A 25,946-nucleotide genomic window follows, 5' to 3' on the forward strand; every position below is an offset into this window, starting at 1 on the left:
GGTATTGGAAAGAAAAGAACAACCCTGAGAAGGGGTTGTCCAATTCGTTCTCTTCATTAAACGATATACGAAGCATAAATGTTTCAGTTTATTGTTAAAGATGGATTGCTGCTTATTCCGTAAAATAAGCGTCTGCACTATCCTGTACATGAACAACTAATCAGCTCACGATTATGTTGTACCGTTATTCACTTATTTGCAATACGGCTCAGGTCTCGCTCTGATTATCCTGCATAAGGGATACGTTGCGTGACGGAGTAAACGTAGATACGGCATGTTTATAAATCATTTGCTGACGACCATCGCTATCTACCATGATCGTAAAGTTGTCAAATGCCTTGATTGTGCCACGAATCTGGAATCCATTTACGAGGTATACTGTCACTGGAATATTTTCCTTGCGCAATTGATTTAAAAAAGTATCCTGAATGTTAATAGATTTGTTCATTGACCGTACCCCCAAGTGATTATTAATTCAGCATTGGCTCAATGCTCAATTGGATAAAAATGTGATACCTGTTGATGCTGAATGCGATTCAGGGCAGTGTGGATTTTTTGCTTTGCAAAAATCCCTTTCTCATTTCACACCTTGTGAGGAGATAACTCACACTGGAGCAGTATGGATTTTTTGCTTTGCAAAAATCCCTTTTTCATTTCACACCGTGTGAGGAGATCACTCACACTGGAGCAGTATGGATTTTATGCTTTGCAAAAATCCCTTTTCTCATTTCACACCGTGTGAGAAGATCACTCACACTGGAGCGGTATGGATTTTATGCTTTGCAAAAATCCTTTTTCTCATTTTACACCGTGTGAGGAGATCACTCACACTGGAGTTGTTGAATTATATTCCCTGTCGCGGTATAAAGTTCCTGCTACAATGTCATATACTTTATCGATGTGTCCTTCTTTATTTTCCACATCAGTCACATCCACCCAGTGAATATCATGCATATGACGGAACCAGGATAGCTGTCGTTTGGCAAAACGCCGCGTATCGCGCTTGAGCAAAACAACCGCTTCTTTCAGGCTTGTGCCCCCAGTCAGATAGGTAGCAATCTCTTTGTAGCCTAGCCCCTGCATCGCTACCATTCCGGGGGTATATCCCAGATTCAGCAGATGTTGAACCTCATCCAGCAAGCCTTCATCCAGCATCTGATCAATCCGTGCTTCAATACGTTTATATAGCATTTCCCTATCCATTGTCAAACCGACGATACACAATTCATACGGCGAGGTGCGGGTTTGACTGGCAAGCTGGTCAGACAGCTTCACTCCGGTTAAATGGTGCACTTCCAGCGCACGGATAATGCGTCGCTGATCGTTCGGATGCAGTCTGTCCGCCGTTTTCGGATCGATAGTCGCAAGGCGATCATGCAATGCCTGTGCTCCATGCTGCTCTGCATATTCCATCTGCTGGCGGCGAAATTCCTCGTCTGCGCCACTTTCACTGAATTGGAATTCATAGCTTACCGACTCCACATACAAACCTGTGCCACCGACGATAAACGGCAGTTTACCACGGCTGCTAATAGCGGGAATCAACTCCCGACAACGCTGCTGAAATTCGGCTACCGAAAATGGTTCGCTTGGATCGTGAATGTCGATCAAATGATGCGGAATGCCTTGCATTTCTTCGGGTTTGATTTTCGCTGTACCGATATCCATACCACGGTATACCTGCATAGAATCACCGGAAATAATTTCCGCACCAAAACGCTTGGCAATTTCGATACTTATGGCTGTTTTTCCGACCGCAGTCGGTCCGATCAATACAAGCAGCTTGGGCTTGCCTGTTGTCTGACCCGTTGGCCCAAACGGCGTATTCATGGGTAAATCACTCCATATTCTATTTTCGAGTTTTTACGTCGGATACGCTCGAATCCGAGACGTTCATATTCAGGGCTATCCCACTTTTCCTTCAGTAACACTGCTTTGCGTGCTATACGTACCGCATGCGCAATCGCATCCGGATGCAGGGCACCATCATTAGCAAACCCACGCAGTGGCGCGATCGCCGCCGATTCGTGTAATGCCTCACGGAACATCGGATCAAAGTAGACGATATCCATACTTTTATCCGGCAATTGACTCAGATAAGACAGATGATTCTCATTGACTACTTGAATACGACCCATTGCTTCATCAAAAGGCGGAAGACCTGTTTTGTGGCTACGAAGTCCTTCGGTCAGTAGCATCGAAAGCGGCAGCGAGCTTTCTAATGCAGTGACTGAGCCGGTAGGCCCAGTCGCCAGTGCGAATACGAGTGAATCCGCGCCAAGACCCGCGGTACAATCTAATATATGATCGCCTGGTTGCAGCATAGCGGTGCTGATCATCACATCTTCTTCGCCTTTAAGCAAACGCTTGGCCCGAACAAATGCCATACTCGGATGGAAAAACATCGCTTTCTCGCCTGGTTGCACCAGTCGTACTTCATTTTCAACTAGCACTATGACGGGTACGTTACCATTGTCACGCGTCAGTCTTGTCACCGATCGTCCTCTGCGCGGGACATAGCGTACAGCGAATTCCTCCGCCAGCTTTTTTGCACGCTCTAACATAGCTACCGAAGGCTCATCGCCTGTCGTTATTAACATAAGTTCATTCTCCATTCTTATTGCGGTGATAAGCAGCAGCCTGCTACGCGCGAGATCATCGGGAGAAGTCTTGAATAGTCTCGCGCCAAGAAGGCTGCCTGGCATCACATCACCCGTTTAAACAGCTTTTCCAGATCATAACTGGAGAAGGATACGACAATAGGACGTCCATGTGGACATGTATAAGGTTGTCGACATGCAGACAATCGCTTAATCAGTGTCTGTGCTTCCATTTCCGTCAAACGTTGATTCGCCTTGATCGATGCTTTGCAAGAGCAGAGCGTGGACGCTTGCTCACGCAGCTTGGCGAGATCGATTTTACGTTCGCTGAGTACCCATTCAGCCATTTCTTCAATGACACGTTGCTCTTCCCCTTTAGGGAACCAGTATGGATACGCACATACACGGAACGTTTGGCCTCCAAAAGGCTCTAAATAGACACCTACGCGTTCAAACCAGTGTAAACGGTCTTTTAACTTGTCCGCTTCAGCACGTGTAAATTCCAATGTGATCGGCAATAACAGCTCCTGTGACACCGATTCCGGCTGACCAAATTTTTCATAATAAAACTCATAATTCACCCGTTCATGGGCGGCATGCTGATCAATTAGAAACAAGCCTTCATCATTTTGCGCAATTAAATACGTACCGTGATGCTGACCGATCAACGTCATTTCAGGAAACTCGGGCACATCTGGCTGTTCGGTCGTACCGTAGAGCAACTCGGCTGGAACGGTACGACTTGCTCCTGGACGCTGCTGTGGACGAGCGCTAGGAGCTGTTCCACGCTTATCTGATGTATAACTCGCAGCACGCTCGCGAATACCGGATGAAGCTGTAGTATGTGATGCAGTGCCTGTTGCGAATGGACCTGTAGCGGATGATGCCGTCGCAGGTCGTTGTGCGGCTGGTATGGTAGTATCATTTGAACTAGCGGATACTGATGCTGGATCAATGTTTGATAGATTCGTAGCCATATGGCTAGTTGTCTGGTCGGTACTATGCGCACGAGAAGCTTGCTGTTCGGCAGAAATAGCCTGTCCACGCTTATCGTCACCCTGACTGTGAAGCTGTTGCTGCGCTTGATGCCCAGCCTGTGCAGGTTCAGCAGTCGGCGCTTGCTGCTGTACTGATGCAGTAGCTTGCTGTGTGGCTACATGGTGTAGATCCGCTGAATCGATCATATATTGATCATTGGTCGTTGCAGTGTCGATCGGATGTGCATCTCCCGTAGTAGGAGCAGACTGGAATTGCCCTTCGGTCTGTGCAGCAGTTAAATGTGTCGCTGTACCTGACTGAATCCGATGTTCAGGTGGAAGATCTTGATCGGTAAGCGGCGGCACATAAGGTGCATCCAGCTCCCCTATATCGTCAGCCGCCACTCCATGTGTCTGCGTCTGAGACGCTGCATGCCCTTCTCCGGCTGGCGTGAACAGATCATTACCGGCATAGGCATCGCCCTCTGGCTGTGGGCGTGTGAAGTTAAACTGCTCCTGTATAATCGATTCGCTATTGCCACGCTTGACCGTTTGTTTGGTCACATGCGGAATTAGAATCTCTCTACGCAGCGCCTGTCGCACCGCTTCCTCTACAAATTGCATCAGCTCTGGCTCTTTACTGAACCGCACTTCCATCTTCGCTGGATGCACATTCACATCGACTAGAGACGGATGCATTGCTAAGCGCAGTACGGTAAGCGGATAACGATTAATCGGCAATAACGTATGATAGGCACGCAAAATCGCCTGATTGACCGCATAATTTTTCACATAACGTCCATTCACGATTACGGACATCGCATTACGATTCGCCCGCGCAATCTCTGGACGCCCGATAAAGCCGTCAATCCGGTAATCCAGACTATCGCTATTAATCGGCAATACCATCTTCGCTGCTGACGTACCATAGACCGCGGCAATGACCTGTAGCATATCCCCTGTTCCAGGCGTTTGCAGAAGCAGGTTACTGTTATGCCGAAGCGTAAAGGCAATCTCTGGATGCGCCAGTGAGATACGGTACATCATATCGGAAATATGCCCAAGTTCAGTCTGTACCGTTTTCATATATTTTAATCGGGCTGGTGTATTGTAAAATAGAGCATTCACACGAAAATCGGTACCACGTGGAGCCGCATCATCCTCATTGCTTTTGAGCGTACCACCTTCAATGATCAGACGGCGGCCTGCTCCATCGTCTGTCGCACTCGTGAGCAGTTCAACTTTGGATACCGCTGCAATACTTGGCAATGCCTCACCACGAAAACCAAGACTCGTAATCTGATATAGATCACGATCATCCGCCAGTTTACTCGTCGCATGACGGTAAAAGGCCGTTTCACAATCCTCTGCGGCAATGCCAAGTCCATTATCCTGTACACGGATCGACTCCAGTCCACCTTCGCCGATATACACATCGATCCGCGTGGCTTTGGCATCAATCGCATTTTCAACCAGTTCCTTTACGACAGAGGCTGGCCGTTCCACCACTTCACCAGCGGCAATCTGATTGGCAATATGCTCATCCAAAACACGAATTTTTCCCATTGGTGTTCCTCCTTTCTTGCAAAAACACGGTCTCGATTATTTATTTCAGATGTTGAAAACTAATCAACCACGCTTATCAACTATACAATTCAATCACGCACGCATCGTTTTCATTTTCAGCTCATTTAACAACTGCATCGCCTGTAGCGGCGTCATATTCATCAGATCCGCACCTTGAATCTGGCTGATAATCTGCTTCGTCAGCGGATCTTCTTTGATTCGAGCAGGCTTCACTTCTTCTTCTCCAAAAATAGACAGCTGTACGATTTCTTGTTGCTCCTGTGCTTGTTGTTCCTGTTGATGTAGCTCTGACTGTTCCATTGAAGAGGCGGACTGTTGTTGCTGCGAAGCTGCCGGCTCCAGCGTGATATCGACAGTGCCAGTTGATCGCACTGGTTCTACATCTAATACAGCAACCTGCTCTCTGCTTGGTGTAGCGCCATACAAAGCTACATCTTCACGCAAACCTGCGCCATCATTCATCTTCCGCGGCGTTGCAGTTGAAGATGTAAATCCGGTTGCTTCATCTTCAGCAACAACGGTTGTCGTCGCAGCTTGCTCCATCCGTTCTAGCAATACATTCGCACGACTAATAATACGACCTGGCAATCCTGCCAGCTGTGCACAATATATGCCGTAACTGCTACTCGCCGCACCAGGCACCAGTTTGCGTAAAAAGTGTACTTTATCTCCACTTTCCCGTACTGCCATCGAGAAGTTGCTCAAATGCTCTAACGTCTCCTCCAGATGCGCCAATTCGTGAAAATGCGTAGATACGAGTGCCTTACAGCCAATCTCATGATGCACATATTCGATCACTGCCTGAGCGATCGCCATCCCTTCACTCGTGGACGTTCCGCGTCCCAATTCATCAATAATGATCAAACTACGACGCGTAGCCCGTTCGGTCATCACTTGAATATCAGCCATCTCAACCATAAATGTACTCTGGCCACCAATCAGATCATCCGCTGCCCCAATCCGTGTGAAAATACGATCGACCATCGGAATTTCCGCTTCGCCTGCCGGCACAAAGCAACCGACCTGCGCCATAATAGACAACAATGCCACCTGACGCATATACGTGCTTTTCCCTGCCATATTCGGACCGGTAATTAGCAAAATGTTAGCGCCTGCTTCGGTAATATCCGTACTATTCGAAATGAAATTCGTATTGTTCATAACTGCTTCGACGACGGGATGACGTCCATCCGCGATACGCAGATCGTATTGCTCGGTCAGTGCAGGCTTTACAAAACCACGCTCCGCACTCACCGTAGCAAACGATTGATACACATCGATCTCTGCTACCTTTTCCGCCAGAAGCTTGAGCCGTGCAACCTCAGCCGAAATACGATTACGCAGCTCTGCAAACAGATCATACTCAATATCGACCATCTTTTCCTGTGCTTCCAGAATGAGTGCTTCTTTCTCCTTCAGCTCCGGTGTGACGAATCGTTCAGCATTCGCTAACGTCTGCTTGCGTTCATAGCGTCCTTCTGGCAATTGCGCCAGATTGGAACGCGTCACTTCAATATAATAACCAAACACCTTATTGTACCCGATCTTAAGCGAACGAATGCCTGTTGCTTCACGCTCTGCTGCCTCAAGCTCGGCAATCCAGCGTTTCCCGTTGACACTCGCTTCACGTAGCTCATCCAGATGTTCATGATAGCCTTTGCGGATCAGGCCGCCTTCACGTACTGAAATCGGTGGATCATCAACAACTGCCTGACCAATCGCTTCAGCCAGATCAGCGCATTCATCCAGATGTGCCGCAATCTGCTGTAGTGTTGACGATGGCGAATCAGCGCACATCATACGCAGTTCCGGAATGCGCAGAAGTGAATCCCGCAATGCCAGCATATCGCGTCCGTTGGCCGTACCAAATGCCATCCGTCCGACAAGACGCTCCAGATCGTAGATGCCTTTAAGTTGCCCTTTCAGATCTTCACGCAAAATCAACCCGTGGTGCAACTTCTCCACCGCTTCCAAACGCTCTTCCACGAGCCGTTTGGATAGCAGCGGCTTATCAATCCAGCGGCGCAGCATCCGTCCGCCCATCGGCGTTTCGGTACGATCGAGCAGCCATAACAACGTGCCTTTACGCGAACGCTCGCGCACCGTCTCGACCAGTTCTAAATTACGGCGCGTAAACGGGTCCAAAATCATATAGTTTTCCGGTTCGTAGGCGTTAATATGCGTTAACTGCCCAAGCGAGCGCTTTTGAGTCTCACTCAAATAGGCGATTAATAGGGCTACGCATGCTTGACGCTCATCATCAAGTCGTGCCCATGCCGCTTCGCCAAACTGCTGACGTGCCAGCTCTTCGCGTTGCTTTTCCCAGGGCGTATACACTATTTTGCGTCCAAACTGCGCTGCCTGACGATAAGCATCATCAACGAGTTCCACCTGCCCGATAATTTCAGACGGCTCATATAGCCCTAGCTCGTCTCGTAGCCACTCCTGAGAAGCTGGCGAGGATGTAACATGCAATTCGCCTGTGGAGAGATCACAGGCTGCCAATGCCATCTTGCCATCCAGCTCGGTGATACAGATCATATAATTGTTCGCTTTATCGCTAAGCGCCTTACTTTCCATCATCGTACCTGGTGTCACGACACGAATAATTTCACGCTTCACGATGCCTTTTGCCGTCGCCGGGTCTTCCACCTGTTCACAGATGGCGACTTTGTAGCCTTTTTCAATCAAACGGTGAATATAGCCTTCAGCTGAATGATACGGCACACCACACATCGGAATGCGTTCCGGCGGTCCCCCATTTTTACCGGTTAGTGTAATTTCCAGCTCTTTAGCCGCAAGGATCGCGTCATCAAAAAACAGTTCGTAAAAATCCCCCAGCCGGAAAAATAAAAACGCATCCTGTGCTTGCTCTTTTATATTGAGATACTGCTGCATCATCGGTGTATATTGACTCATCATGCCCCTCCAGACAAACCTGTATTTCTGCATACTACAAAGTCAAGCAGACTTTATGCTGCACGGTTACTACTGCTTCCCGCATCATTTGAATATCGCTTTCTTCTATTATACTGTATCGATACGATATCATAGTAGATTCGGCTGCGTTCTCTCCGAATAAGCGATAGTATGCAAATGCGTGTTCGTCTTTCTATTATAACGAAAGAACTTGAAAAGTTCTATGCTTGTGCCAGCTTCAACATGTGCTTGCGCTTATTCGAGCACACTCTCGCACTTAGCCACTTTGTATGTTGATTGATCAGAATATAACAAAAATTATCAAATCTATATTCATACCTATAACATATAATACAGGCTATCAGCTTTATTAAAATTCTATCAAGCATCTTATTCGGTATTATTTTACAGTTAAAACGAGTATCCCCTTATCACCCTGCTATAGCAGAACAAAAATAGAACCGGAAAGCAAAAGCTTCCCGGTCCCATTACCTCCTCACTTCATACAAGCAAGGAAAATATCCAACTATTCCATTACTGTGTAACTGGTTTGTCCGCAGTCAACTCAATACCAGCCAGTGCATCGCCGGCATAGCCGCTGCCATAAGAAATGTCGAAGTTTTTGATACGTTTGTTAATAGCAGTCAGTCCATAACGGTACAGTGTTGGAATGACTGGTGCATCTTCGATCATCAGTTCTTGCCATTGCTTGTACACATCTTTACGGTAGGCATTATCAAATGCTTTCTCCGATACGCCTTCTTTCAGCAGTTTGTCGTTCTCATCACTTGTGTAACGGGAATAGTCAAACTGTGCAGTACGTCCATACAGACCAGCAGGGTTCACGTCTGTACCTGTTCCCCATGCGGCAGAGAAGATATCTACGTCTGGATCGTCTTTTTCAATACGATCGTAGAAGGAGTTAAACTCTTGCAGACGTCCATCCAACAGCTGTACATTCAGACCAACATCTTTCCAGTTCTGGATGTAGAATTGTGCCAGCGGCTCAGCAACGCTATCACCACTCATAGCAGCAAAGTTAATGACGAGCTTGTTGCCTTTTGGATCTTCACGGAAACCGTCGCCGTCTTTGTCCACATAACCAGCTTGATCCAGCAGTTGTTTTGCTTTTTCTGGATCATACGTGTAGCCTTTGATGCTTGGATCGTAGTAATCAGCAAACGCAGGGATGATCAGAGACGATGCTGCTGTACGCAGACCGTGATACAGTTGCTCACCAACTTGTGCGTTGTTCATTGCATAACCCATAGCTTGACGCAATGCTTTGTTCGCCATTTTTGCATCCGGGTTCATCACGTTTTCGCCTTTGGATTTGTCCCATTTACCGAGCTTGAAGCCCAGGTAGGAGTATGCCAGATCCTGTATACCGAGCATTTCGATATTCGTAGGCAGTGTTTTTTCATCATAGTAGCTGGCTGGGAAGCTAACCATATCTACATCACCGGAACGCAGTGATTCAACAACAACGTTCGGGTTAACTACTTTCAGGTTAATACCGTCTAGCTTTGGTGCACCGTGGAAATAGTCTTTGTTCGCTTCGAATTGTACAGACTCCCCTGTAACCATCGATTTGATTTTAAATGGACCGTAACCAACTGGATTTTTACGAACAGGATCGGAAGAAGACATTTTAGCTACTGGAATGCTGCCAAATACCTTTTTCTCCAGCGGGTAAGACCACAGACCGGCTTTAATACTTGGGTCTGGGTTAATAAATGAAATTTGCAGTTCTTTATCGTTTACTACTTTAATACCGGAAATCGTTTTTGCTTTTTTGGCATGATAGTCTTCCATACCAACGATATTTGTAAAGGTGGAGTCATAACGCACACCATCATAGTCAGGGTCACCGATGACTTCAAATGCAAATGCATAATCTTCCGCTGTAACTGGATTACCATCGGACCAGTTCAGTTTGTCATCAATTTTTACGGTTGCCGTTTTGTTATCCTCAGAGAAACTGAGTGTAGCAGCGCCACCGTCTTTAATATTAAAGCTTGCATCTGCATTAAACAGGGACGGATAGAAAAATTGCATAACGTCTGCGTCCGGGTTACCACTGTAAAATACAGGGTTCAAAATACCTTCAAACGGTGTATCGGATACGAGACCGTAGTTCATCGTACCCCCTTGAATAGCTGCATTCTGGTTCGTTGCTGCTTTAGGGAACTTACCTGTGTCCTTTGTTGCCTCATTCGTCTGCGGTGTTGTTGTATCGGCTGCCGGCGTACCTTTGCTGCACGCGGATAGCACCAACACGAGTGCAATCATTAAAATGGATAATGTTTTAAAGCTTCTCTTTTTACTTCCCATCATAAACCTTCCTCCTTTTGTGATAAACATGCCCACATTTATTATCCCAACCGCTGTCTGGCATCTGTCGCGCGTTTTAAAGCTTGACCGATAAAGTTAATTGCCAGAATAAGAATCAAAATCAGCAGCGATGCTGGTAACCACATCCACCAGTAATTTTGTAAAATGTTCGGGTCTGTCGCATTACTTACGATCGTACCCAAACTTGGTGTACCGTCCGGAAGACCGAAACCGAGATACGATAAACCTGTCTCGATCCCGATATTACCAGCCAAATTGAGCGTCATGTTAACGATGACGATGGAGCTAAGGTTAGGTAGAATACCAAACGCGATAATTTTCCAGTTTGGCGTACCGAGTGTTTTGGAAGCCTGCACATAATCCAGTTCCCGCTCGGCAAGGACTTTGGCACGAATGAGCCTTGCTTTGCCGACCCATAAGAAGGCGGTCATAATCCATATAAATGCCCATATATCATACTTGGGTACAATCGTAACAAACACGATGACAAGCATCAGAAATGGCAGTACAAGAACGAAATCAATAAAACGCATAATCACATTGTCGATCACTCCACCGAAAAAGCCAGCGATCAAACCGATCGTCAAGCCGATCACAGCGGCAAACACAGTAATCATAAAGCCAATCGTAAACGAGTTGCGTGCGCCCAACACGACCTGACCAAAAATATCGCGGCCAGCAAGGTCGGTACCTAACCAGTGATCCGAACTTGGCGCAGCCTTTATCGACATCAGATCAACTTTAGTCACACTACTCTGATCAATAAAGAAGGTAGAGCCATAAATCGCAATCAAAAACACAATTAGAAAAACGAGTGAACTCATTGCCAGCTTATCTTTAATTAATTCCCTGCCCAGAATCGACCAACTGGATGGTGACTTTTGAATCGTTTCAGCAGGAGCAAATGTTTCTGCACGCATTCCCATACTCAGTCTCTTCCTCCGTTCTTGTTCAGATATCAGGATTCAGCATCCCGCATATGCCAATCTTCGCGTGTTAGCTAATCCGAATACGCGGATCGACCCAGCTCAAAATGATGTCGGACAGCAGTGTACCGATAAGGGCAAGCAGACCGGAAATCATAACGAGTGCTGTAACAACAGAGAAGTCACGCTGTGTAATGGATTGCAAGAAAAGTTGACCCAATCCAGGATAACCAAAGATCGACTCGATAAACAGGTTACCTGCCAGTACTGCTGTCAGGTCATAGCCCAGAAAAGCAGCGATTGGCAACAGAGAGTTCCGCAGGATATGACGAGAATAAACTTTCGATTCTGGCACCCCTTTAGAACGAGCGGTTTTTACAAAGTCTTTCAAACGAGTATCAATAACTTCATTGCGCAAATATTGGATCGTTGCGGTTGTACTTACAAACGCTCCGGCAAATGCAGGCAATATCAAGTGATGAAGTCGATTCATAAAATAATCCCATGTGCCAGGCTGTACGCCGGCATCTACACTACCACTTGTAGGAAACCAGCCTAACTGGAAACCAAATACAAACACGACAACGAGCGCAAAAATAAATAGCGGTGTGGCAAAACTTAAGTACGTATAGCCGGTAATCGTTTTATCCAGCAGACTGTTTTGATACCGTCCACTGAGAATACCGAGCGGAATCGAAATGATATAAGTAAGAATGAGAATAGCTACGCCCAGATAAAACGTATTGGCAAGACGACTACCAATCAGATAGGTCACGTCTACTTTGTGCACATACGATATGCCTAAATCCCCGTGGAACAAGTTGCCGACCCAGCGTGCATATTGCACCATGACTGGATCATTCAACCCCATTCGCTCACGCTGCTCTGCAATCACCTGCGGACTCAAATTCGGATTGTTCTGAATCAAACCGGTCAGCGCATCACCGGGCATTGCTTTAGCTACGAAAAATACCAGTACACTGAGCACGAACAGCTGGGGAATCATGATCAGAATACGGCGAAGCGTAAATTTCCACATTATTAGTTCCCCCTTACGTTACGGTAGTGCAACCTGGTGTGATGTACTGATACTTTTCAGAGCAAGTGGTTTCCCATCCGCGTCAAGCAGTTGTTTGAGGTCATCCTGATAGGAAGCCATAATCTCGCGACGCAGCCTTGCACTTTCCTGTCGCTGACCTGGATCAATATTCGGAATCGCCGAAATGAGGCGGCGTGTGTACACATGCTGAGGATTATCATAAATATCCTCGGTATTGCCCTGCTCTACCAGTCGTCCCCGATACATAATACCGATTTCATCGCACATATGGCGAACGATACCAAGATCATGACTGATAAACAGATATGTTAGATTGAACTCTTTTTGAATCTCTTTCATAAAGTTTAATACCTGTGCCTGTACCGATACGTCGAGCGCGGATACCGGCTCATCGGCAATGATCAGCTTTGGATTGAGTGTGAGAGCACGCGCAATGCCAATCCGTTGACGCTGACCACCGGAAAATTCATGCGGATATTTAAACGCAGCTTCCGGGTTCAGACCAACACGCTCCAGCAAATTCTGAATGCGGCGGCGTTCCTCATCCGGGCTAAGCTTTTCAAAGTTACGCAGCGGTTCGGCAATAATGTCGATCACACGCTTTCTTCCGTTTAACGAAGAATACGGATCTTGAAAAATCATCTGTATATCACGGCGCAGTGGGTGCTGATTTTTGTGCGCGATACGGGTCAAATCCTGACCTTCAAACGTTACTTTGCCATCTGTAATTTTGTTCAAACCGATAATGGCGCGTCCTGTCGTTGTTTTACCACAGCCAGACTCACCAACTAAACCGTATGTCGTACCTGGCTCAATACGGATGGACAATCCATCGACTGCCTTGACATGATCGATTACACGCTGGAAAAAGCCGCCACGAATCGGGTAATGCACTTTGAGGTTATTTAGCTCCAGCAATGCCATCCAGTACGTGCTCCTTTCCTTCATCTTCAAAATGAAAATGCTGATAACAAGTGCAGCGTACCCAGTGCTCTGCACCAACTTCATTTAATGTTGGTTGCTCGGCATGGGCGGTTTGCGGTATCCACGGAATGCGCTCGGAGAAGCGGCATGTGCCACGCGGAATATTTTGCAAGGAAGGGACACGTCCCTGGATCACGTGAAGCTGATCCTGCTCGGCATTTGCTGCCGGCATCGAAGCAAGTAATGAGCGGGTGTACGGATGGAGCGGATTGTTAAACAGTTCATATACACTGGCGATCTCGACCACTTCACCGGCGTACATGACGACGACGCGATCTGCCATTTCGGCAACGACGCCAAGATCATGGGTGATCAGTACGATACCAGCTTCGGTTTCCGCTTGAAGCTGTTTGAGCAGGTCCAGAATTTGCGATTGGATCGTCACGTCCAATGCCGTTGTCGGCTCATCCGCAATAATTAACGACGGACGGCAAGCGATTGCAATCGCGATCATGACACGTTGCCGCATACCACCGGACAGCTCGTGTGGATATTGATCATACACACGCTGTGGGTTAACAATGTTGACATGTTCGAGCAATTCGTAAATAAGTTTGGTCTTTTCCTTCTTCGATAACGATGTATGATAATCCAGATTCTCTTCAATCTGTCTGCCGATCGTCATCAGCGGATTAAGCGCAGTGAGCGGGTCCTGAAAGATCATACCGATCTCGGAACCCCGAATTTTGTTCATTTGTCCGGGAGACAGTTTGTTTAAATCCTGTCCCTTGAAGAGCAGCTCTCCTTGAATGCTTGTGTTTTTGCTATCATGCAGCCGTGTAAGAGAAAGTGCCAGCGCACTTTTACCACAACCGGATTCTCCCACGATAGCCAAAACCTCGTTCTTGTTAATCGTTAAATCAAGCTGGTCTACAGCGGGATAGTATTGATCCCTGATCCGAAAAGACACCGTCAGACCTTTGATTTGCAATACCGGTTCTGTGTTCAAAATTCTGGTTGCCCCCTCATCTCAAACTTTAACGCCATGTAAACTTAGTTCATCAGATTGTTATCATTTTATATTCATAATCTTCCACAGGTCAATAAAATTTATCTTTTTTCCAATTTGGTCAAAAGATTTTAACAAAAAAGCTATCACCGTTTGTTATAACGGTGATAGCTACTGCCTATAGGCTTATCCTTATTTTACCTTATTATCCTGAGTTAGCAAGGGGTTTCTTGCTTTATCCCGCTTTGAAATTTTCAAATATTGTTCCAGCTCACGACAAAGCTGCAAAATCGCCGAATGCACTTCAAATTCTTCTCTTGTTACCGGAAGATCCATCTTGCTGAACTCCTCCTGAAAGCTAACCAGTAGCGCTTCGGTTTTGCCGGTGTAATGCGGAGTTTTTACATCTTCGGCAAGCTGCTCGAAAATTCCTCCTGCACGCGCAGCCTGAGGCATTTTGCGATACAGTTGAGATACAAGCTGCATCATATTTTGAATCGAATCCAGATGCTGCTTACGCATATAGAAATAAACGATCCATGATTCATCTGGATGGAGAAACTGATTTTCCAGCTCACGCTTGGCGGCAACTAGCCCCTGCTCTACCTTTTTCCCTGCTTCGATCACTTCCTGACCATCCCATACGTAGCTCGGTTCCTCCAGTGTACGAGCAATCTGCGCAAACATACGAGACAACAAATCATTGATTTCTAATCGAATGGCATGCAGCTTGGCATGTGGATTGGGCATATAGGCCAGATTGACGATCGCAGCTGAACCCAAACCGATCAGTAGCAGCGCAACTTCGGTGAGCATCGCATGCATCGTTAACAAGCCGCCATTGTAAATATGTACAACGACAACCGAGCTGGTCACGATCCCTCCGCTAAAACCTGCGCGTGTAATGAGCGGAAAAGCGATCAAAATATACAGCGCAAATACCCAGTGTTCAAATCCAAAAAAAGAAAACAACACAAACGCACAAACCATGCCAATTAACGACGCGAAAAAACGTGCCGAAATCGTCATCAAACTACGCTTGCGTGTCACATCCACCCCCAGAATAGCAAGCAGTGCCGCCGACATTGCGCTCGGAACGCCTAATGTACTGGCTACAACGACAGCCAGCAAAGCGGCAATAGCGGTCTTGATCACGCGAAAACCCATTTGTTTTTCTCTCCTTACCTATCTTCTTCACATTTGTCTATTTATGATGTTCATTTGAGTCTGTTTCCGCGTAAAATCTACGTTTTCCGAATCAAATGATATGCCATTTTATCCTACTTTATTTTGAATGATTCGACAATGTGAAAATAAGCGCAAAAACCCGTCTGTAGCGAGCCTATCCATTGTTAAAATCTTTATTACTGCCCGATATGCCCATTTTAATTCATACCTTATATTCGCGTTAGTCATTTCCATTTACTTTATGAAATAGAAGCTTCGTAACTACAAGTATATTCTTCATTATGTGTGGATTATTGTGCTCATAGCTTGATATGTAACAATAATTATATGTTTCGCTAACATTTTGATTCGTGCACATCTTCATTCATAATTCTGAGCAGGCAGGAATTATTGTCAAAATTTCTCAGCCTATTGATGGCGATATCAAACAGACTTTGACCCTTTTCGTTCGTTCTTTCTATTATATAGTAACAAGTATTTTCATTCTTATTTTTGCTTCCTTGTATGTCATACCGTAGCTCTCTATAATTCTACTTAGACCCTCTATATATTGTGTTCCTCGTATTAGCTTTTGCATTACAGCTATTTGTACATAACCTAATATCCTTGCTTCATGACTCAGAGTACTTGCAAGGCACTTGATTCATATTATGATCTGCACGATGAAAGGAGAATCCTATGTTTCCCACTGTAGGAGATATTTATTGCACTTATTCTAATCAGCTACAGCAATATACTGCCTGCCAGGTCACAGCGCTTCAAGAAACAGAAGGCAAAAACCCACAAATGCTTGCCTCGATCGTACAGCTAGACTGGTCAGGTGATCAGCCACTGGAGAACGATCAGCTAGCTCAGCTCAAGCCGCTTATACGCAGCTTTTATTTTTGGAATGGTGATTGGGATCATCGCTTTGTAGAAGCAACCATTCCGGCCGACTATAGTCTTGTTGGCAACATTCCTCCGCTTGTTGCTACTCCCTCGCATACATATGATACAAACTGGGATATTGGTGACAGTCTATATCAGCAGCGCAAATGGGAAGCGATCGATGAGAAACGCAGACAGCTATTCAAAAACGCACGCAACGATACCGGAGAAATAATGATCGGAGGCGTTTTAGTAAAAAAGAATACGTCTACTCTGCGCAACTTCTCACCAGCGTCGGATGCAGACATCGCTGCCTTAGAGCAGTTATACTGTCTAACGCACATTGAAATGAACTATTTTACAGAAGCGATCATCCCCTTTTTACAGCAACATCCATTCGTTAACGAATTACATATTGATCAGCATGATCTGAAGACGCTGGATCTAAGTCACACTCACCTGAGTTGTCTGATTCTACATCGTGGTAATTTAGAGACGTTGACGCTAAACAAACATATGGAATTTCTGAGCCTAACCGGAGAGCATACAAGCCCATTACATGTACATGCCGATCAGGATGGATGCGATCTCACATTAAGTGTATATGTGCCGTCGTCATTTCCAGCGTTAACTGGATTGGATCGGCTGCATACGTTGCAAATTCATGGTATTGAGCAACTTGATCTGGAGATTGTGACAACGATGTATACCGAACTGAACGAATTAAGGCTAACCGGCAAACCAGGTACGATATCCGGTTTATTATCTATAAAACGTTTACGTGCACTACAATTTCTCAGTATGTTTGATCTGTTCGGTTTTACAGGCGACGACTTTCCTGATCCAGAACAATTGCCACAGCTCCGTACACTATGGCTTACCAGCTTACCAGCAGATGCCGCCAGATCGATCAAAGCTCGCTACAAAAAGGCAGCATCCACCACAATCGAGCTGGACATTACTCAACCACGCAAGCCCGAATGGCTGGCGGAAAATCTAAATAATCCGTTCCGCGATTGGGATGGACGTGCCCACATTAAAGCTACCGATGCCAAAAAGGCAGCTACACTTTACAAACAATGTCTAAAAAACATTCGAAACTGGACTCAAACTGTACCTGATCGTATAACCCTTACTGCACAGCTTACGGCGATGATTGAAATGTACACCGAAACATTTAATCAAATGGATGCCCAATCCGCTTTTATCGATACGATTGAACGTGAAGAAATCTATGCTGCGCTTAACGAACTGTTCCACTATCTGCAACAGCAACTTGTTTCCAGATCCGAACCTGTGCTTGATGTTCATCTGGAAGAGTTGGAACATGTATTCCAGCATCATCGGGAATTTTAAATGGTGTCTGTACGGAATAAGCATATACCACCTATTTTATGTTCCAACCAATCAAATGTTATGTTCAAATTAATCAAAGAATATAATGAACATATACTTATATAATAGATAGTATTTTTCTGAAATTCTAGCCAAACAGCCCGTGTTTCACTGCCATCATCGCAGTTGAACACGGGCTGTTGCGCTATTTTACTGTATCGGATTCTGCTCTATATGCTTCCAATCGCAATTCCAATTACAGCTTGTAAATATCTGCGTACTTCGCTTCCAAATAATCCGCCAAATAATCCGGATTCAGCTCTTCCCCTGTAATATCCATAATTAGCTCGGATGGCGTTTTGCTTTTGCCAAAACGATAAATTTTGTCAGTTAGCCATTCCTTAATTGGCAACAGATTACCAGCAGCGATCCACTCGTCAAATTGTGGCAGCTCTTTACGCATCGTCTGTGTCATTTGTGCTGCATACATATTGCCCAGTGAATACGATGCAAAGTAACCGAAGTCTCCACCTGACCAGTGCACATCTTGCAGTACACCCAGTGCATCTGTCGGTGGCTCAATACCCAGATACTCTTTATACTTCGCATTCCATACTTTCGGCAGATCAGCAACCGCTAAATTGTCATTAAACAGCATTTTCTCAATTTCATAACGGATAATAATATGCAGATTGTATGTCAGCTCATCCGCTTCAATCCGAATGAGTGAATTTTCCACACGGTTTGCCGCTTGATAAAACTGTTCTTTACTTACCTTACCCAGCTGCTCTGGGAATAGCTGCTGCAAACGATCATAATATTGATCCCAGAATACGCGGCTACGGCCGACAACATTTTCCCAGAAACGGGATTGCGATTCATGAATACCCATCGATGTGCCTGTAGCCAGACCTGTACCGACCAGATCAGTCGAAATATTTTGCTCATATAAAGCATGTCCGCCTTCATGCAACGAGCTAAAGATCGCACTAAGCAGATCATCCGGATAATAATGCGTCGTAATCCGTACATCGCCCGGGTTCAAACCTGTAGCAAACGGATGTTCACTCTCATCCAGGCGTCCAGCTTCAAAGTCATAGCCCATTTGCTCCAGCAGGAACAGACCGATTTCTTCTTGCTTTTGCAGATCATAATTTTGTTTAAGGAAATCATGCTCTGGTGTATAACCAGACTGCTGAATCTTTTGCAGCAACGGTACGAGACGCGATTTGAGTCGGTCAAATACGGCATCCAGTTTCGCTACCGTCATATCCGGCTCGTACATATCCAGCAGCGTATCATAACGTGTTTCTTTTACGCCCCAATAATCGATAAATTCACGCTTCATGTCGACAATTTCGCGCAGAAGCGGCTCAAAACCAACAAAATCATTATTGTGCTTCGCTTCTTCCCATACCGTCTGCGCATGTGTGGTCAAACTAGAATATTTCTGGAAACGCTCTGGCGGAATTTGGAGACTGCGCTCATACTCAGCTTTGCATTCTTTGACGGAGCGGCGATCAACATCGCTCAGCTGTGCGGAAACTTCCGGACGGGACAGAAACTCTACATAGCTACCCATCTCTTCGGAAATGGACAACTTGAATGCTTCTGTAGCTAGAATACCAATCGTTTCAGCACGGAGTTCGGCGCCTTTACGTGGCGCACCTGTACGCAAATCCCAGCCGAGTAGACCGAGTGCTTCGTAATAACTCGTCATCTTATGTACGAGCTGCTTGAATGAGTTCACTACTTGCTCTACATTTTGTTCCATTAGATGATCTCCTTCGGCTCTTATAATTGTCTTACATTCATCTCTATACCCCTATCTATCACTCATGTTACCGTTTGCTATGATCTAAGGCTAAGGCCATCGCAAACCGAATAAATAGCGGATACGGTAAAGTATGTTACTGCTTGATGATACGTTTTTCAAGCTTTATAATCAATGTTACATCACATGATATTCACGTTGTGGCACATGACAACGTGTTGCTGCAAAAGCGGTTAGTGAAGATGATGTTTGGGTCGTGTGTGCATATGAAAGACCAAATTCCAGCATTTGGTTTGCATTTTATCGGAAAATGTATTATTTTAATATCTGAAATTTGTGTCTGAACGACATTATATTGCTTGTGACCAATGTGAATATTTATTCACAAAAAAGAATTTAAATTCATTATGCCTATCGGCATCGATCAGGAGGAGATACTGTGGATTCCATTCATTCTATTCTTGAACACAATGAACAATTTGTTGCTTCTAAAGAGTACGAAACCTATCTGTCCAGCGGAATACCCAACAAAAAGCTGGTTGTCGTAACCTGTATGGATACACGGCTAACCGAGCTGCTGCCACGTGCAATGAACCTGCGTAACGGTGATGCTAAAATCATTAAAAATGCAGGCGCGGTTATTTCTCACCCGTATGGTAGTGTGATGCGTAGCGTACTTGTAGCACTGTATGAATTGCAGGCTGAAGAAGTGATCGTTTGCGGTCACTATGGTTGCGGTATGGCTGCACTGAATGCAGATCATATGATTAATGAAATTAAAGAACGGGGTATCTCTCCAGAAGTTTTGACAACTTTAGAGCATTCTGGAATAGATTTGAAAACTTGGTTACAAGGGTTTGGTAGTGAAAAGAACGGGGTAATAAACAGCGTGGATATGATTAAGAATCATCCATTACTTCCCCCCCATGTACCCGTGCACGGCATGATCATTGATCCCTCGACAGGTCAATTGGAATTGCTCGTTAACGGTTACGAACAACAAAAATCTTCCATTTAGCGGAACCGGATGCACCAGTGGCATACGCTATGCCAGCTTTGCGATCGATGCCGCCAGGACACAAACTTTGTTTGTGTCCTTTTTATTTGTTTCCATTTTCGCATTAAAGCAAATCTACTTGTAATATATGGGTCTTCCGACCATTATCAAAACATACATAAAAAATATTTCAAAAAATAATAACTTTTTGAATCCTTTTCGTTTTTCATACGTAACGGGTACATAAGCAAACTGTTGTTCATCCTATAGACGACTGTATTTTTGCTAAAATTTGTATATCAGTACGATAGGTATAACGTTCCACCATACCATGCAGCGGATTGGCCGATCCCTCACTGCTGGCACGATGCTCGTTTTGATTGATATATCAAGGAACTTTCGTAGCTTTATTGTGCTTACGCTTTCCTTGTACAGTTGTTATGTGCGCTTTAACTATGTCTAATTTATGAAGATTGTTTGTCTAAATAGGTCTCATTACTGTATGGTTTTATCATTTTTACGTAATGGTTTGTTGCGAAAGCATACAGTTGTAGTGTACACTTTATTTTAAATCGGCCGATTGCTGCTCGAAGATAGGAGAGACTGCCTTATGAATACATTATCTTATGGTTTACTTGCATTACTTGCCCGTAATCGCTCTTCAGGCTATGACCTTATGCTTAGAATTCAACCGTTCTGGCAAGCGAAACATAGTCAAATTTACCCATTGTTGTCTCGTATGGAAGAACAACAACTGCTTACCGCAGAGTGGGTAAAACAAACAGACAAGCCCGATAAGAAGATTTATGCAATCACACCGCTTGGTGAGCAAAAACTTCAAGAATGGATGCAACTGCCAGCTGGCGAACCTGTATCCCGTGACGAACTTGTTTTGAAAGCGTTCTGCCTGTGGATTACCGACCGTGATACGGCAATTGCCCTGTTCCGCAAGCGCTCTATTTTCTATCAGGAGCAAATTCATTATTTTGAGCAAGCGATTCATAAAATGTCTGATGAGAGCCATCATTTTGGTTCACCTGATTTTGGATTATATATTTTGCGTCACAAAGCGCTTGGTACAGCTCGCTCCAATATGGAATGGACAACCTGGGTCATTGATATGCTGAAAAATGCAGCGATTCCTGAAGTACCATCTGAACCACAGCATCATTAATGTAAATTATGATTTGATACTTTATCATTTTGTACCGGATCGGAATACAACATCCGGCATCCTTTGCGAATACACAAGTGAATCAGACAGAAGTTGCAGCTGCGTCGTTATTGAATGTTGTGATAACGACGCATGTAGGACGATCGCGCTTACCGCCTCTTTTCAGTATGGATTATAGTGTGCATCATCTGAGCTTAATTCGTTAGCAGATGAAGTTTAATAACGATCATTATTAAATAAATCGCATAGTAATTGCATTTTATTTAAAATTTTTGAAACTAAGAGGCTGACTGTCCGTATTACCTTTATACAATACCTATACAAATACAAAATCTAATCGTTCAGGGGGAACTTACACATCATGAAAAAAGTGCTTATGGTCTTCATGGCATTTACTGTATTTTTTGCTTCGCTCGGGGCGTTTGCAAGTGATGCAGATGCAAGACGTGGGGGTGGCTTCAAATCCTCACCTAAATCGTACAATACGACACCTAAACGTTCCGATAATACGAACGGCAGTGTCAACAGCACCAATCGTTCGAATACAGGTACTGGCGCGAACGCAGCCACCGGCAAACGCGGATTTTTCAGCGGCGGTAGCTTCTTCACCGGTATGATGGTCGGCGGTCTGGCAGGCATGCTGTTTGGCGGTATGTTCGCTAATATGGGCGGCTTCGGCGACTTCCTCGGTCTGATCGTCAACCTGCTCGCTATTTATGTACTTTTCATTGCAGCTCGCGGCATTTATCGTATGATTCGTCAGCGTAAAAAACCAGCTGACCCTTACGACAGACGCTAATGGCGATGCGGCTTAGCATGGACGAGATTATTAATGCAGTATGTCTGAACATTGCAGAGCGGAAAGGCATCAAGCCAACCGAAGTCACTGTTCAGCTAGCCTGGGAGGAAGATACCGGCTTTACTGCTGAAGTGTGGTCACTGGGACGCAGCCAGTACCTCATCGAAAGTAATCTATATGAAGCCATCCTGCGTTACATGTTTTCCGAATACAACGCGAGAGTATTCCGTGATCAAGTCGAACTGATCTTGAATGATGAAGAAGAAGAAATTCAAGCCATCATCCGAGATTAATGATACATGTACACAACCTTCCCCATCTGATGTAACAATCGGATGGGGATTTTTTTGTTTATTGCATACTTAGTATAGTTGTTATCGTTAACTCATTTGTGTCTACACTAATTCTACTCCTCTTGCTCTACTTCCCATTGCTATAAGCTACATGTCCAAACCTTTCACCTTACTCCTTTCACCTTACTCCTTACTCCTTACTCCTTACTCCTTACTCCTTACTCCTTACTCCTTACTCCTTACTCCTTACTCCTTACTCCTTACTCCTTACTCCTTACTCCTTACTCCAAAATTATAGGCTTTTCACTCCTTAAATAATCAACTGTATTGCGCCACATAAGCAAGCAACTTATAGCAGCTCATCTTCTATATCTGTAGATTTCTAGTCTCCATCCGAGCATGTTCCCTTATTCCTTGAAGCAAGTCGTATCACTCTCAGCAAAAACTTCACTTTATCCCGCAAATTCATCTAATGATGAAACCATAACAAAGCACTCTAGCAAACGACTACCTTTTAATCCTTCACGATTGCCAATTGTCAGTCTTCTACATACCTTTTAAGTACCTTGCAGTTGACAGCGCCTTCATCACTTGCTACAGTTGTAGTAACAACTACATTCATTTCAGGGATGTTACCTATCGGGCATAACCTGAACGAACCTGGCGCTATGCGTGCATATGTCAGGCTTCGTTCAGGTTTTCTTTTTTTCTACGCCATCTTCCCTGTTTTGTTCACATTCTCTATTATGCTGCGGAAGGAGTTTTACTATGTCTACTTTTACTTTTCCAGAGAACTTTTTATGGGGAGGCGCGATTGCGGCGAACCAGGCAGAAGGTGCTTATCTTGAAGGTGGCAAAGGGCTGACACTTGTTGATCTGCTACCTACTGGCGAGAGTCGCCGCGATATTATGAAAGGCTATGTACCTTCACTGACACCACTTGAAAATGAATTTTATCCTTCGCATGAAGCGATCGATTTCTATCACCGCTATCCAGAAGATATTGCCCTGTTTGCGGAAATGGGCTTTAAAGCATTGCGTGTATCGATCTCCTGGGCGCGCATTTTCCCAACAGGTGAAGAAGCACAGCCGAACGAAGCTGGCTTGCAATTTTATGATGATCTGTTCGATGCTTTGATCCAAAACGGGATCGAGCCGGTGGTGACACTGGCGCATTTCGATGTGCCTGTTGCACTCGTTGAAAAATACGGAAGCTGGCGGAGTCGCAAGCTGGTCGATCGGTTTGAAACGTATTCTCGTACTGTGCTTGCTCGCTATAAAAACAAAGTGAAATACTGGATGACCTTTAACGAAATCAATATGCTGCTGCACCTGCCCTTCCTCGGAGCCGGTCTAACCTTCAAAGAAGGCGACAATGTAAAACAAATTCAATATCAGGCAGCTCACCATCAATTGGTTGCTAGCGCACTGGCCGTTAAAGCTTGTCATGAGCTAATTCCAGATGCAATGATCGGCTGTATGCTGGCTGCGGGTAGCTTCTATCCGTATACATGCAATCCAGAAGATGTGTATCAAGGCATGGAAAAAGACCGCGAATCGTACTTCTTTATCGATGTACAATCACGTGGTGAATATCCGGGCTATGCGAAACGTTTCTTCCGTGATCATGGATTGACTATTGAGATGGAACCGGGGGATGAGCAGATTTTGCGAGATCATACGGTCGATTATATCGGCTTTAGCTACTACTCCAGCCGTACCACCAGTACAGATCCAGAAGTTATTAAAAACATGACATCTGGTAACGTATTCGGCTCGGTCGCTAATCCATATGTGGCGAAGTCGGAATGGGGTTGGACGATCGATCCGAAAGGCTTCCGTATTACGGCGAACCAGCTGCATGATCGTTATCAAAAGCCTTTGTTTGTCGTAGAAAATGGTCTCGGTGCTCATGACGAGCCGACAGCAGAAGGAACGATAGCAGACGATTATCGAATCGACTATTTGCAACGTCATATTGCCGAAATGGGTGAAGCGATTCAAGATGGTGTTGATATTATTGGTTATACGAGCTGGGGACCGATCGATATCGTGAGTGCTTCCTCAGGCGAAATGCGGAAACGCTACGGATATATTTATGTGGACCGTGATAATGAAGGTCACGGTACGCTAAAACGTGAGAAAAAGAAAAGCTTTGACTGGTACAAGCAGGTTATCGCGAGTCGTGGAGCCGATTTAGGTTTGTAAGCATCTAAGCAAGCTTCTACTAGTTCACTAAATAAAATATACGTAACTTCTAATCTTTTGTTATCTTTTACCAGGAGTCTCAATTTTAACTTTATAGACGCATCCCTTATGTTGTTACTATACAAGTGGACATTCCATTGATACACGTTTTAGTGTAACAATGTGTCCTGCATTAGCTTACAAACTGATTGGTTAAACAGCATGCTCTGCCAGAAATATACTGGTAGAGCATTTTTATTTTTACGCTTTAATTTCCTCGCTTTTTCCTATAAAGCTGTACTCTCAAACGATTTATTTATCATTTAATACCATAAAAACCTTTAATTATAACTATTTACAAATAATAATTTTTATGTTTTCATGGTACATGTTGTTACCAAATACATAGGAGGTTTTATCATGTTTACTTTTCAAAAACTCTTTATAAAGTTAGGTTTAGGCTTGTTTGTTGCTATTTTAGCTTTATCTCTGAGTGTTCCATCTGCCTTTGCTGCTCCACCAACGTTCAAAGCATCCAATGTAGATTCCAGTGCTCACAAAAAAATGACATCTTTAAATGGTGTTATTAAAATAAGCAATGGTGCTAAATCGGTCTCACTATCGATTGATCAGCGTCCTAGTGACGGTTCTGGAAATATTGTCGTATCTTATGTTTTGAGAAATAAAAATGGCGAAAACTTTCCAAACAATAATAAATATGCTTACGGTTCTTATGGACCTGATTATGGAAAAACAGGTAGCGTAACATTTCCTAGTGTTCCCAATGGTGAGTATGAAGTATGGATTAGAAGCACAAACAGTGAAAAAGTAACTGCTACTGTACAAGCTTACTTTTAACAAAACATCGAACATTTAGCATCACAACTTGAGCACGAATGCAATTAGAGCTTCCTCTATTGCATTCGTGCTTTTTTATGCTGGTCGATTGCTTCCATGCACGGTGAAAGCGTTGAC

19 protein-coding genes are annotated in these 25,946 nt (G+C 44.7%); 7 read left to right on the plus strand and 12 right to left on the minus strand.

The features are described from left to right. Positions 1–208 precede the first annotated feature (208 nt). From hfq to AAHF22_RS20480, 11 genes are all read right to left on the minus strand, one after another. Complete coding sequence (gene hfq, locus AAHF22_RS20430; RefSeq protein WP_188777805.1) at positions 209–448, minus strand: RNA chaperone Hfq; 240 nt, start codon at positions 446–448, stop codon at positions 209–211. 377 nt (positions 449–825) lie between these two features. Further along, a complete protein-coding gene (gene miaA, locus AAHF22_RS20435) occupies positions 826–1,830 on the minus strand; it encodes a tRNA (adenosine(37)-N6)-dimethylallyltransferase MiaA (protein WP_347326865.1) in 1,005 nt (334 codons plus the stop codon). Further along, the gene (locus AAHF22_RS20440) at positions 1,827–2,600 is read right to left on the minus strand and encodes a class I SAM-dependent methyltransferase (protein WP_347326866.1); all 774 of its coding nucleotides are present in this window, start codon (positions 2,598–2,600) and stop codon (positions 1,827–1,829) included. The genes miaA and AAHF22_RS20440 overlap by 4 nt, the downstream gene beginning before the upstream one ends. A gap of 104 nt (positions 2,601–2,704) precedes the next feature. Then, positions 2,705–5,143, minus strand: coding sequence for a DNA mismatch repair endonuclease MutL (mutL, locus tag AAHF22_RS20445; protein WP_347326867.1), 2,439 nt, complete (start codon positions 5,141–5,143; stop codon positions 2,705–2,707). Between the two features lie 93 nt (positions 5,144–5,236). After that, complete coding sequence (gene mutS / locus AAHF22_RS20450) at positions 5,237–8,083, minus strand: DNA mismatch repair protein MutS (RefSeq protein WP_347326868.1); 2,847 nt, start codon at positions 8,081–8,083, stop codon at positions 5,237–5,239. 534 nt (positions 8,084–8,617) lie between these two features. Beyond that, positions 8,618–10,420 carry an oligopeptide ABC transporter substrate-binding protein gene (gene opp4A, locus AAHF22_RS20455; protein WP_347326869.1) on the minus strand — a complete coding sequence of 601 codons (1,803 nt, stop codon included), beginning with the start codon at positions 10,418–10,420 and terminating at the stop codon, positions 8,618–8,620. 38 nt (positions 10,421–10,458) lie between these two features. Then, entirely contained in the window at positions 10,459–11,358 is a 900-nt protein-coding gene (locus tag AAHF22_RS20460; protein WP_347326892.1) for an ABC transporter permease, read from the minus strand. 76 nt (positions 11,359–11,434) lie between these two features. Next, a complete protein-coding gene (gene opp4B, locus AAHF22_RS20465) occupies positions 11,435–12,403 on the minus strand; it encodes an oligopeptide ABC transporter permease (protein WP_347326870.1) in 969 nt (322 codons plus the stop codon). A gap of 18 nt (positions 12,404–12,421) precedes the next feature. Continuing rightward, the gene (locus AAHF22_RS20470; protein WP_347326871.1) at positions 12,422–13,348 is read right to left on the minus strand and encodes an ABC transporter ATP-binding protein; all 927 of its coding nucleotides are present in this window, start codon (positions 13,346–13,348) and stop codon (positions 12,422–12,424) included. Next, a complete protein-coding gene (locus tag AAHF22_RS20475; RefSeq protein ID WP_347326872.1) occupies positions 13,326–14,357 on the minus strand; it encodes an ABC transporter ATP-binding protein in 1,032 nt (343 codons plus the stop codon). The genes AAHF22_RS20470 and AAHF22_RS20475 overlap by 23 nt, the downstream gene beginning before the upstream one ends. Positions 14,358–14,549: 192 nt before the next feature. Beyond that, a complete protein-coding gene (locus tag AAHF22_RS20480; RefSeq protein ID WP_347326873.1) occupies positions 14,550–15,524 on the minus strand; it encodes an aromatic acid exporter family protein in 975 nt (324 codons plus the stop codon). A gap of 699 nt (positions 15,525–16,223) precedes the next feature. Between AAHF22_RS20480 and AAHF22_RS20485 the strand changes: the two genes are divergently transcribed. Beyond that, a complete protein-coding gene (locus AAHF22_RS20485; RefSeq protein ID WP_347326874.1) occupies positions 16,224–17,768 on the plus strand; it encodes a hypothetical protein in 1,545 nt (514 codons plus the stop codon). A gap of 235 nt (positions 17,769–18,003) precedes the next feature. Here AAHF22_RS20485 and AAHF22_RS20490 read toward each other — a convergent pair whose 3' ends face one another. Beyond that, positions 18,004–19,521, minus strand: a complete 1,518-nt coding sequence (locus AAHF22_RS20490; protein WP_347326875.1) for a carboxypeptidase M32 — start codon at positions 19,519–19,521, stop codon at positions 18,004–18,006. Positions 19,522–19,960: 439 nt separating this feature from the next. Between AAHF22_RS20490 and AAHF22_RS20495 the strand changes: the two genes are divergently transcribed. The 6 genes from AAHF22_RS20495 to AAHF22_RS20520 all read left to right on the plus strand — a co-directional run bounded on the left by AAHF22_RS20495 (position 19,961) and on the right by AAHF22_RS20520 (position 25,829). Continuing rightward, positions 19,961–20,539: a beta-class carbonic anhydrase gene (locus AAHF22_RS20495; protein ID WP_347326876.1), complete on the plus strand. Its 579-nt coding sequence runs from the start codon at positions 19,961–19,963 to the stop codon at positions 20,537–20,539. A 589-nt stretch (positions 20,540–21,128) separates the two neighbouring features. Further along, positions 21,129–21,692 (plus strand): PadR family transcriptional regulator, encoded by a 564-nt coding sequence (locus AAHF22_RS20500; protein ID WP_188777831.1) that lies wholly within the window; start codon positions 21,129–21,131, stop codon positions 21,690–21,692. 361 nt (positions 21,693–22,053) lie between these two features. Continuing rightward, positions 22,054–22,491 (plus strand): hypothetical protein, encoded by a 438-nt coding sequence (locus AAHF22_RS20505; RefSeq protein WP_347326877.1) that lies wholly within the window; start codon positions 22,054–22,056, stop codon positions 22,489–22,491. A 5-nt stretch (positions 22,492–22,496) separates the two neighbouring features. Next, a complete protein-coding gene (locus AAHF22_RS20510) occupies positions 22,497–22,784 on the plus strand; it encodes a YxcD family protein (protein WP_347326878.1) in 288 nt (95 codons plus the stop codon). A 768-nt stretch (positions 22,785–23,552) separates the two neighbouring features. Further along, positions 23,553–24,992 carry a 6-phospho-beta-glucosidase gene (locus tag AAHF22_RS20515; protein ID WP_347326879.1) on the plus strand — a complete coding sequence of 480 codons (1,440 nt, stop codon included), beginning with the start codon at positions 23,553–23,555 and terminating at the stop codon, positions 24,990–24,992. A 399-nt stretch (positions 24,993–25,391) separates the two neighbouring features. Then, positions 25,392–25,829, plus strand: coding sequence for a hypothetical protein (locus tag AAHF22_RS20520; protein ID WP_347326880.1), 438 nt, complete (start codon positions 25,392–25,394; stop codon positions 25,827–25,829). Positions 25,830–25,946 lie beyond the last annotated feature (117 nt).

It is taken from the genome of Paenibacillus wenxiniae (genome assembly GCF_039822605.1).
GTDB lineage: Bacteria > Bacillota > Bacilli > Paenibacillales > Paenibacillaceae > Saccharibacillus > Saccharibacillus wenxiniae.